This is a genomic window from Exiguobacterium sp. BG5(2022) (assembly GCF_031844365.1).
In the GTDB taxonomy this organism is placed as follows: domain Bacteria; phylum Bacillota; class Bacilli; order Exiguobacteriales; family Exiguobacteriaceae; genus Exiguobacterium; species Exiguobacterium profundum.
In genome coordinates this window covers 245,123-263,326 of the sequence record NZ_JAUZVB010000001.1, presented here as the reverse complement: position 1 = coordinate 263,326, position 18,204 = coordinate 245,123, and the positions used below count along the sequence as shown (strand labels likewise).

Here is an 18,204-nt window from a genome sequence, read left to right as displayed (position 1 = left end):
TTTATGTGTATGCCTCCTGCATCTTGTTCGATCGCAACGATTGTAACCGCTCTTTGAGCTCCGCCAATGACGCGTATACGAAACGCTCTTCGAGTTGTTGGCGCCCAATCCGGCGTTGATAGCACGGCGCCTCGGTCAAATCGCGTTTCGGTGCTTCTGGATTGACTCCAGGCAGTCCGTCTTCCATTGTAACAAGAAATTCGAGTTCAGAGAATACTTGATGCATAAATTGAATCGTATTTTTTGACCATTTTCGCTCTTTTGACAGACGAATCAGGTTTTCACGTAGATTTTTCCGTTCGCATGTTGCCATATGGACATAATACGTTCGGAAATCCTCACGGGACGGAAAACGTTCAAAGAACGAGTCTCCTTGACCGAAGGCACAATAAATGCGTTCAATCCCCTCATGAAGTTTTTCTGCGAGCACCTCTTCATCGTCCGGAAGATCGAGCAGAACGACGAAACGGTTGAGCGGCTCATCTCCTTCATGGAGTGGAAAATCTTCGTTCGTCCCTTGGAAAGATAAAAATGACGTCTGTTCTTTCGGCAAATCTTTCAACTCTTGCATTGATTTTTTCTTCCCACGATAGTCAAACACTTGGAAGTCATCGACCCGTAAATCTTGAATCATGAGCTGCGGTTTACGCATTCCGTTCCATTCGTTGACTTGAAGACTTCCCATCACCGAGATATGAGCCATCTTTGAAATCTCTGAAACGACGTGCCCGAATCCAAATCCGATGCCATCGAGCTCACGCTTGTCACCAGCGAGCTGTACTTTCAAATGCGTGGCATCCCGTCCGATTTGGCGAATATCTCGCAGTTTCGCATCTGCGACGACGACACGAGGGGATGGATTCCCCATACCAAACGGCGCGAGCTTTCCGATTTCTGAGATCAAGTCGAGCGAGACGTCGTTGACGGAGAGTTTCAAGTCGACGTTCACCCGTGGCACAAACACGTCATCAGGGATAGAATCCGCTTGACGGTTCAGCCGCTCTCGTAGTTCGGCGACATGTTCCGACTGAAGGGTCATCCCGGCGGCAGCGGGGTGACCGCCAAAGTGTGGCAAAATATCTTCATTCTTCGAAAGTTCCTTGAAGAGATCAAACCCATCAATCGAACGACCCGATCCTTTCGCCTTACCCGTCTCAGGGTCATGGCAAAGGAGGATGACTGGACGATAGTACGCCTCGACGAGACGAGATGCGACAATCCCGACAACTCCAGGATTCCACTTCTCACTTGCCACGACGAGTACACGGTCCTCGGTCATCGATGCTTCGACGAGTTCTTTCGCTTCAGCAGCGATCGTCTTGACGATGTCTTGACGTTCTTTGTTTTGCTTATCGAGCTGTTTTGCGAGCTCGAGCGCTTCCTCGACATGTTCAGCCAGGAGCATTTGTAATGCCGGCATCGCTGAATCGAGTCGACCTGCGGCATTTATGCGTGGACCGAACGCGAAACCGACCGACTCTTCGTTCAATACGCTGTCACCGAGACCACATACTTCACGTAATGCTAGAATACCTGGACGTTTTGAAGCCTCGAGCGCGACAATCCCCTTCTTCGCGAGCAATCGATTCTCTCCGTCGAGTGGGACGAGGTCGGCAATCGTTCCGAGGACGGCCAAATCAAGGAGTTCTTCCGGCATTCTCCCTAAAACGGCGTGCGCCACTTTGAGAGCGACTCCCGCACCGGCGAGTTTATCGTATGGATATCCCGGGTCGATATGTGGATGAATGATTGCATAGGCGTCCGGCAATGTCTCTTTCGGCTCGTGGTGGTCCGTGATGATCAAATCGACGCCAAGGTCTTTTAAGAGTGTGGCTTCTTCAATCCCAGAAATTCCACAGTCCACCGTGACGACCAAGGTGAATCCTTCGTTCGCTGCCCACTGGAACGCTTCTTTGTTCGGCCCATAACCTTCAGTGAAACGGTTCGGGATATAACACTCGGCCATGACACCGATTTCGGTCAACGCATGCCACATGACGGATGAGGCACTGACCCCGTCGACATCGTAGTCACCATAGATGAGCACCATCTCCCCATCGTCTGCTGCCCGTTTGATGCGGGTGACGACTTTCTCCATCTGTTCAAACAAATACGGGTCATGAAAGACGAGTTCATCCTCGGCATACAAGAATGCCTTGGCCGCTTCTACGTCTTGATGACCACGCTGAACAAGCAACGTCGCCAGTTGTGCTGATATATTTAATTCGTTTTGTAAACGCGTAACGTCGTCCGGATTTGTTTCCGGATAGAGCCACTGTTTTTTCGAATGGTACATGTCCTTCACTCCAATCAATTGTAGATTATAGCAGACCGCGTGAAAGATGTGCCGTCTTGACATTTGAAAAGGTCTCCCGATTGAAGGGAGACCCACTTGTTACGCCTCTGTGACCGGCGTATCTTTTTTCTTGTTGATTGTCGTACGTTTGATGAGGAGCCATAAATACGATGCAATGAAGATCGAAGAATACATCCCCATGAAAAGTCCGACGATGAGCGCGAGCGAGAAGCTGCGAATCGACTCTGCCCCGAATACATACAAGGCAATCGCTGTAACGAGTACCGTGATGACCGTATTCACGGACCGTACGATTGTCTCTTGAATCGACTTGTTGATGATCGACTCATAGACGTCCATCGACTTGATTTTTCGTTCCTTTTCATACGACGTGATGTTCTCGCGGACCCGGTCGAACGTTACGATCGTATCGTTGACCGAGTAACCGATGATGGTCAAGATCGCGGCGATAAAGTACAAGTTGACCTCGATCCCAAAGAGCGAGAACGCGACGATCATGAAGAAGGCATCGTGTAACATCGCGATAACCGTTGCAAGTGCATATGAGAATTGGAAACGCACCGTGATGTAGAGAATAATCCCGATCGAAGCGACGGCTACCGCATACAAAGCATTTTTCGCCAAGTCACGACCGACTTGAGCCGAGACGGTGCTGATGTTCGGGTCGTTCCCGAATTGTTCAGTGAACGCCGTCTTGACGTTCGCGACTTCCTCTTGGCCCAATTGGCCAACGAACGTCACGTATGCCAAGCGACCTTCATTTGCATATTGGACGCTTGAAATCTCTTGGTCAACTCCGGCATCGTTAAACGCTTTCGTGAATTCTTCTTGCGACACACGTTCTTCCGTTAGTACTTCGACCCGCGTCCCTGAAGCAAAATCGATTCCGAGGTTCAACCCACGGAAGAACAAGAGACCGATTCCGAGAACGACGATTGCCGTCGAAACCAAGAACATCGTGCGCATATGTTTCACGTAATTCCATTCAGTAAGCTTAAAGTTCACGGATTTCACTCTCCTTCACACCAAACCATCCTTTGCGTTTGTCGAACAGACGACTTGAGACAAGGAGGTGCATCAAATAACGTGAGATGAATACGTTCGAGATGAACGTCATCCCGATTGAGATCATGAGCATGACAGCAAATCCTTTGACCGAGCTTTGTCCGAAATAGAACAAGACCGCAGCCGAGATGAGCGTCGTCAAGTTGGCATCGATGATCGTACTGAGGGAACGACGGTTACCTGCACGGAATGCCGATAAGACCGATTTTCCAGAGCGGAGTTCGTCTTTGATTCGTTCCGCGGTAATGATGTTCGCATCGACTGCCATACCGACCCCGAGGACGAGTGCTGCAATCCCTGGAAGCGTCAATACCGCATTGATTCCGTTGAAGAACAACATGATCAAGTTGATGTACAGAACAAGCGTGATGATCGATACGAGTCCTGGGAGACGATAGAAGAACAACATGAAGAGGAATACGGCGATGATTCCGATTGTTGCGGCAAATACCGTTTCTTCTAAAGCATCTTGACCGAACTGGGCCGATACGGATGTCGAGTAAATCTCATCTAGTTTGACCGGGAGCGCCCCTGCGTTCAAGATGTCCGCAAGGCGTTGACCGCTTTCCGCGTCAATTCCACCACCTGAGATGATGGCTTTATCCGATAAGATCGGACTCGTTACCGAAGCATCTGACACAATTTTCGAGTTCTCTTTTTGAACTTCTTCCTCATATGTGTCGCCCTCTTCATAGTCGAGCCAGATGACCAGACGGTTCTCAGGAGCTGGACGTTGTGCAATCTCAGATGTCACTTCGCCAAACTTGTCGGCCGATTGAAGTGTCAGCTCAACGACCGGTTGTCCTTGTTGGTTGTAGCTGAGCGCTGCCCCACGCGGCGCCAAGTCTTTCCCATCGAGCAAGACGTTGTCGTTCACGTCACGGAATGTCAATTGTGCCGTTGACGAGAGAACCTCGCGCGCTTCGTTTTGGTTCGATACGCCCGCGAGCTGGACACGGATGCGATTGTTTTCTTCGATTCGAACGTCCGGTTCGGAAACTCCGAGGACGTTGATTCGGTTATTGATGGCGCGAACGGTTGCATTCATCGCCGACTCGTCGATGACGTCGCCGTCTTCGAGCGGTTGTACTTCATACAAAACTTCGAATCCACCTTTTAAGTCGAGTCCGAGGTTCGTGTTCTTGACGACCCATGGTGTCGTGAACACTGCGAGCAGGATTGTCGCAATCATGATGATCGCAAAAATCGCAATGTTGCCTTTTTTGTACATACGACTATTTCCTTTCTAAACCACTGTTCTTGATAAAAACTTCTCTCGTTAACATTACAAATTTTCTAAACATTTATCAATCATTTTCCTAAAATTGTAACGACCTTCACGGATTGTTCGACTGAGTTTGCATATAAGACTAAATGTTGCACATGGGCAAAACTTCATGTATGATGTAGCTAACATCAAAACATCAAAGGAGTCTTTCCATATGGACAGCACAGTTATTTATGCCTTTCTCCTTACTCTATTCGCCGGTCTAGCTACCGGGATCGGGAGTATGATCGCATTCTTTGCGAAACGGACGAACACGGCATTCCTCTCCATCTCGCTAGGATTTTCCGGAGGCGTCATGATTTACGTGTCGTTCATCGAGATTTTCCCGAAAGCGCTCGAGGAACTCGTCGGCGCACACGGAGAATATACGGGTACAATCTACACCGTCCTCGCATTCTTCGGTGGGATGTTCTTGATTGGTATGATCGATAAGTTCATTCCGAAAATGGAGAATCCACACGAAGTCAAGTTCGTCGAGTCGATGCAGAATGACCCGACAACACATGAACTCGCAACGACGACGACAAATGAAGCGGCTCCAATCAATCATCCAGAGGTACAAAATCGACTTAAAAAAATGGGGATTTTCATGGCACTCGCCATCGGGATTCACAACTTCCCAGAAGGACTTGCGACGTTCGTCTCGGCACTAGATGACCCGGCCGTCGGCTTAGCTATCGCCATTGCCATCGCCCTACACAACATTCCGGAAGGGATTGCCGTCTCCGTCCCGATTTATTATGCGACGGGCTCACGGAAGAAGGCGTTCAAGCTTTCGATGTTGTCAGGGCTTGCCGAGCCAGCTGGAGCGGCCATCGGATTCTTGTTACTCATGCCGTTCTTGAGCGACACCGTCTTCGGACTCTTGTTCGCGGCGGTCGGTGGCATCATGGTCTTCATCTCGCTTGACGAATTGCTCCCTGCCGCCCGTGAATACGGACACGCCCATCATTCAATGTATGGAATGGTTGCTGGTATGATCGTCATGGCGACAAGTCTAATCCTATTAATGTAACGAGCAATGCCCTGACGCGCGCGTCAGGGCATTTGTTATGTCGTTTTAAACACATGGACGACATCTTTTAATTCAGACGACATGTGACTCATCGTTTCAGCGATGCCGTTGATCTCTTGAATGGCGGCAAGCTGTTCTTCGACGTTCGCACCGGCTTCTTCGACGCTTCGCTGTGTCGAGACGGCGTTTGTCGACATATCTTCAACAGAGACGGCAACTTCAGTCGTATTGGCACTCACTTCTTCTGTTGCTGCCGCAATCTCACTCATTTGACGGGACGTCTCTTCGATGACCGATACGATCTCACGGAACGCCTCGGCCACTTCTCCCATTTGCGATACCCCATTCTCCACATGTACGCTCGATTCTTCGAACGCCGATTCGACTTGCTCCGTGTCACGTTGAATGTCGCGGACAACGGTCTGGATTTGAATGGCGGATTGTTTCGATTCCTCGGCAAGTTTCCGGACTTCAGCCGCGACGACGGCAAACCCTTTTCCGTGCTCACCCGCACGTGCTGCTTCAATCGCCGCGTTTAAGGCAAGCAAGTTCGTCTGTTCCGTGATCGCCGTGATCGAACGGGTGATTTTCTCGATTTCAAGCGATTGGTTCGATAGACGGTTCACCATCTGTTGAGTGAGCTCGTTGGCACGGCGAATTTCTTGCATCCGTTTCTCTGCCAATTGAACGGTCTCAAGTCCACCATTCGCCGCCTCAAGTGTATGTATCGTCTGCTCATTCACACCTTGTGAGGCCGCAGCGATTTGATTCAATCCATCCACCGCTTGATTGACGCCAATCGTCCCTTCTTCCGCTCGCTTCGAGGATCCTTGCGCAGCCACGTTCATCTCTTCGAACAACCGGGACACGCCTTGGGTCGTTGTCGCGACATGGTCTGTGCTTGCGTAAAGTTCTTCAGAATATGCAGTCACTTTGTCCGACGCTTCACCAACCCGACGAATCAAGCCGACCAGATTATGCTTCATTTCATTGAACGCCGTAACCAGGTCCCCTAGTTCATCGTTTGAGGCGACCTCGATATCTTCTCCAGTCAAATCCCCTTCTGCCATGATGCGTGCTTGACGACCGAGTCGATTGATCGGTTTTAGGAAAAGCCGTTGTAGCGCAAGTAAGGACAGAATCCCGATCACGACACCACCAACACTGATGATAAGCATCCAAAGGATTGAACTTTCTGCATCTGCTTGTACCGCTTTCGTCTCAGACTCGAGGAGCTCCCCTTTATATTCGACAAGGTCGGTCACGGTCATGCGTACCCGATCCGTCGTCGGTGTCACACTCGTGTTGAGAACGGTTTTGAAGCCGATTTCGTCTTGTTGTTGACGAAGTTCGACGGCACGATTCATCTCACGGTCTAATAGCTCGTTAAATTTCTCCAAATCTCCCAACCAAGACAAGATCTTCTCATCTGAAGAAGATGCCTTGAGTGAAGCCATCAATTCGTCTCGTTGTTCTTGAACTCCCTGGAGACTGATGAGCGTCTTCGGATTGGCTACAAGCATATAGTAGTTCAAGTAGCGTTCGGCATCCGTCACCGCTAATGATAGATTCTCTGCAAGCAGCATTTCCTTCGTGCCTTCACTGAGGACCCGGTCATAAGCGGCAGTCGATTGTCTCAATTGATATGATCCGAGCGCGCCGACAATGACGAGCGCAATGATCGTCGGAATGAGCGCGATGGACATACGTCGTCTCAGCGATGAGCGTCGTCTCAGCGATGAGCGTCCTCTCTGTTTCGTACCACTTCGTTTTATGCTCCATCCTTTCCACTTCTTCATCTGGTTAAGCAATCGTTTCACGTCCATGTCATTCGTTCTCCTTCATCTCGGATTTCTTCTCAACTTGAGATTAGTGCAAACGTTTTCATTAATCAAATCGATTTTTCGAAATGAGGTGGATAAATTTTGAATCGGATTCGTTTTGACAAAAAGAAGTCATCTTTGTATACTTTAAATCGTAATTATTACGCTTTGAAAGGATTCTCTATGATTGTGGAAAATACGAAGTTATTAATCATTGGTGCTGGTGTACACGGAATGACCCTCGCCATCTCATATATGGAACAAGGCGGGTGCTTGGAGGATTTGATTATTGTCGACCGTCTCACTGACCCGTTATCGAACTGGAAACAACAAACTTCATCCATCTCTATGTCGCACCTACGTTCGACCCAAGTGCATCACGTTTCTTCGAATCCCCATGCGTTGAAACAGTTCGCCTCGCGCTATGCCTATCGTTCCAATCATTTCAAAGATACGTTCGGACGTCCATCGCTCGAACTCTTCAACGACCATGCCGAATCCTCATGGAACGCATATCGCTTTGATGAGCGGTTCCTCGGAAATGAACAGGTGATGACGCTCATCAAAGATGGCGCACACTATCATGCCCGAACAAATCATCGCCTCATTATCGCGAACTCGGTCATTGTCGCGATCGGTCAATCGGAAAATGTCGTGTTACCTGAATGGGCCGACGAACAATGTCGACACGTGTTCGAAAAAGATCAATCGGATGAATCGGATCAAGTGACTGTCGTCGGCGGTGGCATCACAGCACTTCACTATGTCGTGAAGCGTGCCAATCAAGGTCACCGTGTCACCCTTGTGACGAGACGTCCGCTCGAAGTGAGTCAATTTGACGCCGATCGACAGTTCATGGGACCGAAAGGATTAGATGACTTCCATCGTCTAAAACAAGACTGGACGACAAAACGATCATTCATCGCCCGTGAACGAAAACCGGGATCGGCTCCGAACGATCTCGTCTTAAAAGTGAAGCGCCTCATACAGACGAACGCTGTGACGCACATCATCGGAGAAGTCGAGCGGGACAGTGGTTCGCTATTTGTAAACGGTGAACAACTTGCCGGAAAAGAAGTCGTCTGTTGTACGGGAATCAGACCTCATCCTGTGAAAGAGACATTTCTTCAGCCCGTGATCGAACAATTCAACCTATCTCTCACCCCATGTGGCACCCCTGTCCTGAATGAGCATCTTGAATGGACGCCTGGACTTTACTTGACCGGTCCTTACGCCGATTTGATCATCGGCCCGTTCTCAAGAGCCATCTATGGTGGACAAGAGGCCGCTCGTAGAATTCTCCCCCAACTTCTAGCCACACAAAAAAGCGTCTGACCATGATGGTCAGACGCTTACTTGCTTATTCCTCAAATGAGGCATTCGCTTTTTTCACGACTTCCGCAACTGCGCTTCGGTTGAAACGAAGAAGCGATTGATCGCATTTCAAAACGACATGTGTGTCTTCGATTTGATGAACGACGCCGTGTAAACCGCCGATTGTGACAACGCTGTCGCCACGCTCGAGGGCGTTTTGCATCGATTGTACTTCTTTTTGGCGTTTCGTCTGTGGACGAATCAAAAGGAAGTAAAATACGACGAAAATCAAGATCATTGGTAATAACGCAACGAGTGTTTCCATGAGTAACATTCACCCTTTCCTTCAATATCAGGTTCATTATACCGTGAAACTGAAGCATTGTCACACAATGTCCGACACGTTTCTTTAGAAATTCTTCGCATTCGGCTTGTTGTAGCCGTATTCTTCGAAGAACTCTTCTTTGAAATCGAGCAAGCGGTCTTCGCGAATCGCTTGACGAACCTGCTCCATCAACTTCACGAGGAAGTGAAGATTATGTGTCGTACACAAGTGAAGGCCAAACATCTCATCCGCTCGAATCAAGTGGTGGACGTACGCACGCGAGTAGTTCTTACACGTATGGCAGTCACACTTCTCATCGATTGGACCAAAGTCCGTCTTATATTTCGCTTGTTTGATCGTGACGCGACCTTTCGACGTCATGAGCGTTCCGTTTCGTGCGATGCGAGTCGGTAGAACGCAGTCGAACATGTCGATTCCGCGAATCGACCCTTCAATCAACGCATCCGGTGAGCCAACACCCATCAAATAACGTGGTTTGTTCTCTGGCATGAGCGGTGTCGTGAATTCGAGGGCACGATACATGACATCTTTTGGTTCACCAACCGAGAGACCACCGACCGCATATCCTGGGAAATCAAGAGAGACGAGGTCTTGGGCGCTTTGACGACGAAGGTCCTCATACTCTCCACCTTGGATGATGCCGAAGAGGGCTTGGTCTTCTGGACGTTCGTGTGCCTCGAGGCAACGTTCCGCCCAACGGCTCGTCCGCTCGACCGACTTCTTCATGTATTCATGCGTCGCCGGATAAGGCGGACACTCATCGAATGCCATCATGATGTCCGACCCGAGCGCGTTTTGAATCTCCATCGCCTTTTCCGGTGACAAGAACAACTTGTCGCCGTTCAAATGGTTACGGAAATGAACGCCTTCCTCTTGGATATTTCGGAGGTCGGCAAGTGAGAACACTTGGAATCCACCCGAGTCCGTGAGGATTGCCCCGTCCCAGTTCATGAACTTATGAAGTCCACCGGCTTGTTTGATGACCTCATGTCCTGGACGAACCCAAAGGTGATACGTGTTCGACAAGATGATGTTCGCACCCATCGCCTTGACCTGTTCAGGTGCCATCGTTTTGACGCTCGCTTGCGTCCCGACCGGCATGAAGACCGGTGTCTCGAACGACCCGTGCGGCGTATGGACGATTCCGTGCCGCGCTCCGGTCTGTTTGCATGTGTGGATGTGTTCGTATGTGACTGCATGTTTTGTCATTTTGTTACTTCCTTCCTCGTGATGAGCATCGCGTCTCCAAAGCTGAAGAAGCGGTATCGTTCTGCGACCGCAGTCCGATAAGCGTGTAAGATGATGTCGCGCGTCGCGAATGCCGAGACGAGCATGACGAGCGTTGATTTAGGGAGATGGAAGTTCGTGATCAATCCATCGATTGCCTTTAACTCAACACCAGGGTAAATAAAGATATCCGTCCAGCCCGATGACTCGACGAAGTCCCCGTGATCTCGCATGATCGTCTCAAGCGTGCGCGTCGATGTCGTCCCGACCGCAAAGATGCGACCGCCATTCGCTCGAATCTCTCGAAGCGCAGCTGCCGATTCAGCCGACAACTCGAAATATTCACTATGCATCGTATGTTCCTCGATAGAATCAGCCGTCACCGGACGGAACGTCCCGAGGCCGACGTGAAGTGTGAGCGGGATCAACCGGACACCTTTCGCTTTGGCCGCTTCAAGCAGTTCCTCAGTGAAATGAAGACCGGCTGTCGGAGCGGCCGCACTGCCTCGTTCACGGGCATAGACCGTCTGATAACGGTCTTGGTCATCGAGTTGTTCGCGAATATACGGCGGGAGCGGCATCGTTCCAAGCTCGTCTAAAATCTCATAGAAGATGCCGTCATAGTCAAACTTGAAACGACGTCCACCTTCTGGGAGCTCCTCGACGCATTCTGCGCGGAGAAGGCCGTCCCCGAACTCAACGATGGAGCCGACACGAACTTTTTTCGCCGGTTTGACGAGTGCTTCCCATACATCATCTTCCGTCTGCTTCAACAAGAGCAGTTCGACTTTCCCGCCTGTTTCTTGCTTTGCCCCAAAAAGGCGTGCCGGTAAGACGCGCGAATCGTTGACGACGAGCGCATCCCCCTCGTTCAAATAATCGAGCACGTCACGGAAATGGCGATGCTCGATGTCCCCTGTCTCGCGGTCTAATACGAGCAAGCGTGAGCTTGTCCGATCGAGCAATGGGACTTGCGCAATCAACTCTTCTGGCAATTCAAAATCATAATCGTTTACGTTCAATTGAATGTCTTGCATATCTTACTCCTCTTCCTCTTCATAACCAAAATGCGACTTGGCAAACTGTGTGATCATCCGTCCTCGCGGCGTGCGCTGCAAGAATCCTTGTTGCAATAAATAGGGCTCGTAGACATCCTCAATCGTCTGAGCGTCCTCACCGATGGTCGCAGCGAGCGTCTCAAGCCCGACCGGTCCACCTCCGAACCGCTCCACCATGGCTCTCAGTAACCGATGATCGACTTCATCGAGTCCGAGCGCATCGACGTGTAGCCGGTCGAGCGCATCAGATGCGAGCACTGGATCGATTTCTTTCGTACCAGCCACTTGTGCGAAATCACGGACACGACGCAAGAGACGGTTTGCAACTCGTGGCGTCCCTCGTGAGCGTTTCGCAATCGCACCGCTCGCCTCCGGTGAAATCGAGAGACGGAACAACTGGGCCGTCCGGCTGACGATGGCCGCTAACTCATGTGTTTCGTAATATTCGAGCTTCAACGTGACGCCGAAACGGTCACGTAAAGGCGCCGACAACATCCCGGCCCGTGTCGTCGCCCCGACAAGCGTAAACGGTGGTAGGTCGATGCGGACGCTACGAGCCATCTCCCCTTGCCCATAGACGATGTCGAGACAGTAATCTTCCATCGCCGGATAGAGGATCTCTTCAATCGTCCGGCTCAAACGATGAATCTCGTCGATGAACAAGACGTCTCCCGGCTCGAGTGTCGAGAGGATTGCGGCCAAATCACCCGGTCGTTCAATTGCCGGTCCTGCTGTCGTCTTAATTCCGACGCCCATCTCGTTGGCGATGATTTGGGCGAGCGTCGTCTTCCCGAGTCCCGGGGGACCGTATAAGAGCACGTGGTCGAGCGTCTCACTACGAAGTTTAGCGGCCTGAATGAAGACCGACAAATTGCCTTTCGCCTTTTCTTGCCCGATATATTGCTCGAAGCGCTGCGGACGTAAGCTCCACTCTTCAGAGTCTTCATATTGCTGATGAGATTGTGACAACAATCGTTCGTCCATAGCTTCCTCCTTATTTCAGTAACAGCTGTAGCGCGCGTTTTATGTACGCGTCGGTCGTCAATATTTCTCCGCTCAATGCTTTGCGGACTTTTAGGATTTCCCGTTCAGAGTAGCCGAGCGCGACGAGCGCCTCACACGCCTCATCGAGTTCAGATGCACCTTGGGCGAACAACCCTTCGTTCGGCACGTAATCCGGTGCGAGCTCGGATAACTTCCCTTTCAAGTCGAGCGCCATCTGTTTGGCCGTCTTCTTGCCGACTCCCGGGAACTTCGTCAAATACTTCTCGTTCTCGGTTTCAATCGCATCGATCAACGCGTCGATATCGCCGGACGCGACGATGGCAAGCGCACCCTTTGGTCCGATCCCGCTCACGCTGAGGAGTTTATTGAACAGCTCACGCTCACGACGTGACCGGAAACCGTATAACGTCTGTTGGTCTTCACGCACATAATGATGCGTAAACACGATTACATGTTCGTCTTGTTCACGATAAAAAAACGGGTTAGGCACATGTACTTTGTAGCCGACGCCCGAGACATCTAACGTTATATATTCCGCACACACATAGGCGACGGGTCCTTTTACGAATTCAATCACGATGTACTCTCCTTTTTGGTCGGAAAAACTGCATTTATTGTACCATAATGGGCGACACGAAAAAAGGACAGGCGTTTACCTGTCCTGAAGCGATTACCGTGCAAGCATTCGTTCAAGTGCGCGTTTCGACCACTCTGTCGTCTCATGATCGACGCGAATGACGTTCACAGGGTCCGTCTCGAGTGACTCGAGCGCCCAGAGAAGATGTGGCAAGTCGATTCGATTCATCGTGAGGCACGGACACATGAATGGGTTCAACGAGACGATGTCAAGATGTGGGTACGTTGCCGCCAACCGGTTGACGAGGTTCATCTCCGTTCCGACCGCCCACTTCGTCCCAGGTGCACTCGCATCAATCTTGTCGATGATATATGACGTCGATCCCGCCTCGTCTGCCAATTGGACGACGTCAAACGTACACTCCGGATGGACGATGATGCGACGATCCGGCTCACGGTCACGGAACGCCTGAATTTGCGATACCGTGAACTTCTCATGGACAGAACAGTGTCCCTTCCATAAGATGACTTTCACTTGATCGTCTTCGCCTTCTGAGACCAATTCTTCACGGAGCGGATCCCAAACAGCCATCGCCTCGAGCGGAATGCCGAGGTCGAACGCCGTGTTCCGCCCGAGATGCTGATCGGGAAGGAACAAGATGCGTTCACCTGCCTCAAGCGCCCACCGGACGATTTCATAGGCGTTCGACGATGTGACGGTCGCCCCACCGTGACGACCAACGAACGCTTTGATGGCCGCTGTTGAATTGACGTATGTAATCGGGATGATGTCCTCTCCAAATCGTTCCGTCAGTTCTTCCCAAGCAATCTCCGTCTGATCGATATCGGCCATGTCTGCCATCGAACAGCCGGCACGCATATCAGGTAAGACGACAATCTGGTCGTCCCGTGTCAACATGTCTGCCGTCTCTGCCATGAAGTGGACACCACAAAAGACGATGAATTCGGCTTCGCTCATCTGTTCTGCGAGTCGTGCGAGCTGGAGCGAATCCCCTGTCGCGTCCGCGAATTGAACGACCTCGTCTTTTTGATAATGATGGGCCGGTAAAAAGAGACGAGTCCCGAGCCGGTCTTTGACCGCCTGAATCCGAGTCTCCATCTCCTCCACTGACAGGTTAGCGTACGTCGGTGAGAGTGTTCCGAGTAGTTGCATCTTTCATTCCTCCTTGTAAATTCAAACTGCAATCAAGCGCGCGGACCGAATGAGTCAATTGACCGAGCGAGATGACATCGATGCGAATGCCTCGATAATCGTCAATTGTGTCGAGCGTGATTCCACCAGACACTTCAATTTTGATGTGCGTCGGTATATGACGGACCCAGTCCCTCAATTCATCTGGCGTCCGATTATCAAGCATCACGATGTCCGGATCGGCTTGAACCGCCTCCATCAGATGTTCGAACGACTCGATTTCGATTTCAATCGGGGTCGTATGACCGACACGCTCACGCGCGACTTGAATCGCGTTCGTTACACCACCCAGTGCGACGATATGATTGTCTTTGATCATGACGGCGTCATCGAGTCTTAAACGGTGATTGTATCCCCCACCGACACGTACGGCGTACTTCTCAATCATCCGAAGTCCCGGAGTCGTCTTCCGTGTATCGGTCACGTGTATCGAGTCATCATCTAGCGCATCGATGCACTGCTTTGTCATCGTCGCGACTCCACTCGCATGTTGGATTACATTCAACAGCACACGCTCCGTCTCTAAAATTGCGCGTGTCTTTCCTCTCAAGACGACGAGCTCGTCTCCAGGGACAACCGCTCTCCCGTCTTCTTGGCAAAAGACCAATTCAAGCCGCTGCATAGTTGCCAGCTCTTCTACGATTGGCTTCCCACAGAAAATGCCCTGTTCTTTGGCAACAATCGTTGCGATCGACTCGTCCTGTGCATCAATCAGCGCACTCGATAAGTCCCCATAACCGATATCTTCAATCAAGAACTGACGTAGCTGTTCGCGTAGGTATATCGTGTTCATCATACCGCTCCATTTCGAGGATGCTTTGCGCGAGAAGACGCGCCGCATCGAGTTGTAAAGTTTGTTCACTTAATTGTCTTGTCACGTGTTTCGTCATGGTCAACGTTTGGGTATTTTGTAAGAAACCTTTCAATTCATCAAGACTTGGTGAAATCGTCAACCATCTTCCAATTTGAGCACGGAACGCTTGAAACGCCAAAGGTGAGATGTCGTACACCAGCGTCTCCTTCGTCACCATAGCTGTCCTATTCAAACGCACCGCCCGCGCGACTCGTTTTCCAAATACCCAACATTCTAAAAGTGAGTTCGAGGCTAAACGATTCGTCCCATGTATGCCCGCATCCGCCACTTCACCGACGGCATATAATCCGTCAACGCCTGTCCGTCCCATATCATCCACTTCGATTCCACCCATATGAAAATGGAGACCTGGACGTACCGGAATGCGGCGAGGATCAATCCTAAGTTTGTCACATGTCAAAGCAAGTTTTGGAAACCGTTCACGAAGCCGTGTCACGTTTGTCGTATCGAGATAGACCGTTCCCATCCGTTCTGTCAGTACCCGTGCCACGTCATCTCGAGGCGCGAGACTCCCGAGCGGATGATGCGCCATCACGTGATTCCCTTCGTCATCAACGAGCGTCGCTCCGGCTCCCCGGAGCGCTTCGGTCACGAGGTGAGGCGTTTCGGTCGCCAGTAAGGTGGGGTGAAATTGGATCCGCTGTAAATGTGTCAGCTTGGCCCCACATCGATTTGCCAGAACGAGACCATCACCGGTCACGGTACGCGCGTTTGAAGTCCAATCGATCAGCCCACCGATGCCACCTGTCGCCAATACGACAGCGCCGGCTTCAATTCGAATGGGCACTTCATCACGAAACGCCATCGCGCCGACGACTTTCCCGTCTTTCGTAATGAGATCGTGCACGAGCACCCGTTCCAATACGTTCACGTTATCAGGCATCGACTGACGCAATTGCCTCATGACATGACGTCCCGTCTCGTCGCCACCGACATGAAAGATCCGATTCAATCGGTGTGCGCCTTCTCTTCCGAGGGCATAGCCGCCCTCTTCATGATCGAACCGGACACCGAATCGTTCCATTTCTTCAATCGCTTGACGCCCTTCTTCTACGAGAATGTCGACGCGCTCAGCGCACGATGTGTTTTTAGAAGCGAGCATTGTGTCTTCTTTATGGGCCGTACTCGATTTCTCAAGATACGCGCTCGCAATCCCGCCTTGTGCCAAATCGGAGTTGCTCTCTGTCATCTCACCTTTTGAGACGAGAAGAATGGAGAATGATTTTGATAGATGCAAAGCCGTTGCGACGGCGGCAAGTCCCGTTCCGATAATCAAAATGTCAGTTTTCTCTATGTGTAAAGACAATTGTATATCACCTGTTTTTCATATGTAATGTTGACTTGTAAACTAGTTTCGCATAATTTTGTGTAGAAGACAACATGAGAAAAGGGGAGTCCATGATGAACCGCTACTTCGACTACGCCGCTACACACCCGATGACGCATGCAGCATTAGACCATTACGTGGCGATGGCCAAAAACGTTTATGGGAACCCATCATCACTCCATACCCAAGGTTATATGGCAGAAGATTATTTGACAGAAGCAAGACGCTTGATCAAACAGGCGCTCGGTCTTGATATGTTACGAGGAAAATTATTATTCACTGGGAGTGGATCGGAGAGCAATTACATCGCACTGACAAGTTTACGTAAACGGATGAAGGGCAAAGAAGTGATCACGTCTTGGCATGAACATGATTCGGTCGCCCTCTTACTTGAAGAGTGGGAACGGGAAGGAATAATCGTTCATCGGTTGAAACTGAAGGATGGGAAGTTTGATTTAGATGCATTCACACACCTACTCGACCGTGACATCGGGCTCGTCACGCTCCAGCATGTCAATTCCGACACAGGCTGGGTGTTACCGCTCCACCACATCCAATGCCTCTTGAAATATAAGAAAATCCTCTTCCATGTGGACGGGGTCCAGGCACTCGGGAAAATCCCGATTTCTGTCGAAGGCATTGATGCCTATTCGTTCAGTGCTCACAAAGTAGGTGGACCGAAAGGAGTCGGCGCCCTCTACATGGAACGTCTGATTCCTCCCCCATACTATCCGGGGCATCATCAATACGGGATTCGTCCCGGAACGATTGACGTTCCTGGAATCAGTGCCTTTGCAAAAGCACTCGGAGAACGTCAGGAACAATTGACACGTTTTCAGAGAAATTTCATGGCGTTTCGTGCTATCTTGAAAGAGAAGACGTCAGCGCATGTCCATTGGCTCGAGTTTGATGAACAAAGTCCCGCCATTTTCTCCTTCGTCTCCCATCAACGCGACGGACAATGGTGGATGACCGAGCTCGACGATCTCGGGTTCCAAGTATCGGCTGGGTCGGCATGTCGAGCAGGTCAAAATGGACCAAATCGCATGCTCGAAGCACTCGGATATGAGACGAGCGCCTGTCATGGACTCGTCCGCATTTCCTTCGGCGCGCAAACGACCGCCGAAGACACATCGGCCCTCGCCGATGCCATCGTCATTTTAGCAAGGAGAGTCGAACATCATGAACAAACGTTTAGCCGGTGAAGAACGCCGTCGCACACTATTACAATTGATTGAATCGAGCAATGAGCCAATCACAGGATCTGAACTGGCAAGACATGTATCCGTCAGTCGTCAGGTCATCGTCCAAGACCTATCGTTGCTAAAAGCGAAAGGCCATCAAATCGTCGCGACCGCTCGTGGGTATGTCTACTTGCATGGAGACCTCACCCCCTCCACCTATTCGAAAAAGGTAGCCTGTCGTCATACGGCAGAAGAGATGGAGACGGAGATGAACGCCATCGTCGATGAAGGGGTCACCATCAAAGACGTCATCATCGACCATCCTGTATACGGGTCTATCACGGGACAACTCATGGTGAAGAGTCGCCGCGACGTCCGCGCCTTCCTCGAACGAGTGAAGACGCATGGGGCTTCCCCGCTCTCCCAGTTGACGGGTGGCTTCCATATCCATACGCTCGAATCAGACCATAAAGAGGCAATCGATGCTGCGGTAAAAGAATTGGACCGCCTCGGGATTCTCGTATCCGAATTAGATTGAAGAGACGTCACGAATATGTGACATCTCTTCTTTT

General features: G+C 50.7%; 14 protein-coding genes and 1 pseudogene. 4 read left to right on the top strand and 11 right to left on the bottom strand.

From position 1 onward, the window contains the following. Position 1: 1 nt before the first annotated feature. Both recJ and secD read right to left on the bottom strand, forming a co-directional pair. The gene (recJ, locus tag Q9R25_RS01340; protein ID WP_311282722.1) at positions 2-2,296 is read right to left on the bottom strand and encodes a single-stranded-DNA-specific exonuclease RecJ; all 2,295 of its coding nucleotides are present in this window, start codon (positions 2,294-2,296) and stop codon (positions 2-4) included. Between the two features lie 99 nt (positions 2,297-2,395). After that, positions 2,396-4,613, bottom strand: a pseudogene (gene secD / locus Q9R25_RS01335) (protein translocase subunit SecD). 211 nt (positions 4,614-4,824) lie between these two features. Here secD and zupT point away from each other — a divergent pair. Continuing rightward, the gene (gene zupT, locus Q9R25_RS01330) at positions 4,825-5,685 is read left to right on the top strand and encodes a zinc transporter ZupT (RefSeq protein ID WP_074037465.1); all 861 of its coding nucleotides are present in this window, start codon (positions 4,825-4,827) and stop codon (positions 5,683-5,685) included. Positions 5,686-5,720: 35 nt separating this feature from the next. On the opposite strand, the gene Q9R25_RS01325 is transcribed toward zupT, so the two are convergent. Continuing rightward, positions 5,721-7,511 carry a methyl-accepting chemotaxis protein gene (locus tag Q9R25_RS01325; protein WP_311282721.1) on the bottom strand — a complete coding sequence of 597 codons (1,791 nt, stop codon included), beginning with the start codon at positions 7,509-7,511 and terminating at the stop codon, positions 5,721-5,723. Positions 7,512-7,691: 180 nt separating this feature from the next. Here Q9R25_RS01325 and Q9R25_RS01320 point away from each other — a divergent pair, with 180 nt between their 5' ends. Then, complete coding sequence (locus Q9R25_RS01320) at positions 7,692-8,843, top strand: NAD(P)-binding domain-containing protein (RefSeq protein WP_311282720.1); 1,152 nt, start codon at positions 7,692-7,694, stop codon at positions 8,841-8,843. A 25-nt stretch (positions 8,844-8,868) separates the two neighbouring features. Here the strand turns inward: Q9R25_RS01320 and yajC are convergent, their stop codons facing one another. The 8 genes from yajC to Q9R25_RS01280 all read right to left on the bottom strand — a co-directional run bounded on the left by yajC (position 8,869) and on the right by Q9R25_RS01280 (position 16,427). Continuing rightward, a complete protein-coding gene (gene yajC, locus Q9R25_RS01315; protein WP_026826452.1) occupies positions 8,869-9,147 on the bottom strand; it encodes a preprotein translocase subunit YajC in 279 nt (92 codons plus the stop codon). A gap of 84 nt (positions 9,148-9,231) precedes the next feature. Then, positions 9,232-10,377, bottom strand: a complete 1,146-nt coding sequence (gene tgt / locus Q9R25_RS01310; RefSeq protein WP_074037468.1) for a tRNA guanosine(34) transglycosylase Tgt — start codon at positions 10,375-10,377, stop codon at positions 9,232-9,234. Further along, positions 10,374-11,432 carry a tRNA preQ1(34) S-adenosylmethionine ribosyltransferase-isomerase QueA gene (queA, locus tag Q9R25_RS01305; RefSeq protein ID WP_015881168.1) on the bottom strand — a complete coding sequence of 353 codons (1,059 nt, stop codon included), beginning with the start codon at positions 11,430-11,432 and terminating at the stop codon, positions 10,374-10,376. Before queA ends, tgt begins: the two co-directional genes overlap by 4 nt. 3 nt (positions 11,433-11,435) lie before the next feature. Next, positions 11,436-12,437, bottom strand: coding sequence for a Holliday junction branch migration DNA helicase RuvB (ruvB, locus tag Q9R25_RS01300; RefSeq protein WP_078146571.1), 1,002 nt, complete (start codon positions 12,435-12,437; stop codon positions 11,436-11,438). A gap of 10 nt (positions 12,438-12,447) precedes the next feature. Next, positions 12,448-13,035, bottom strand: coding sequence for a Holliday junction branch migration protein RuvA (gene ruvA, locus Q9R25_RS01295; protein WP_074037474.1), 588 nt, complete (start codon positions 13,033-13,035; stop codon positions 12,448-12,450). A gap of 93 nt (positions 13,036-13,128) precedes the next feature. Further along, complete coding sequence (gene nadA / locus Q9R25_RS01290) at positions 13,129-14,208, bottom strand: quinolinate synthase NadA (protein ID WP_311282719.1); 1,080 nt, start codon at positions 14,206-14,208, stop codon at positions 13,129-13,131. Then, positions 14,171-15,040, bottom strand: coding sequence for a carboxylating nicotinate-nucleotide diphosphorylase (gene nadC, locus Q9R25_RS01285; RefSeq protein WP_311282718.1), 870 nt, complete (start codon positions 15,038-15,040; stop codon positions 14,171-14,173). Before nadC ends, nadA begins: the two co-directional genes overlap by 38 nt. Then, positions 14,994-16,427, bottom strand: coding sequence for an L-aspartate oxidase (locus tag Q9R25_RS01280; RefSeq protein ID WP_311282717.1), 1,434 nt, complete (start codon positions 16,425-16,427; stop codon positions 14,994-14,996). Before Q9R25_RS01280 ends, nadC begins: the two co-directional genes overlap by 47 nt. Positions 16,428-16,522: 95 nt before the next feature. Between Q9R25_RS01280 and Q9R25_RS01275 the strand changes: the two genes are divergently transcribed. Continuing rightward, positions 16,523-17,653: a cysteine desulfurase family protein gene (locus Q9R25_RS01275; RefSeq protein ID WP_214691132.1), complete on the top strand. Its 1,131-nt coding sequence runs from the start codon at positions 16,523-16,525 to the stop codon at positions 17,651-17,653. Next, entirely contained in the window at positions 17,631-18,170 is a 540-nt protein-coding gene (locus tag Q9R25_RS01270) for a transcription repressor NadR (protein ID WP_074037482.1), read from the top strand. Before Q9R25_RS01275 ends, Q9R25_RS01270 begins: the two co-directional genes overlap by 23 nt. Positions 18,171-18,204: the final 34 nt, after the last annotated feature.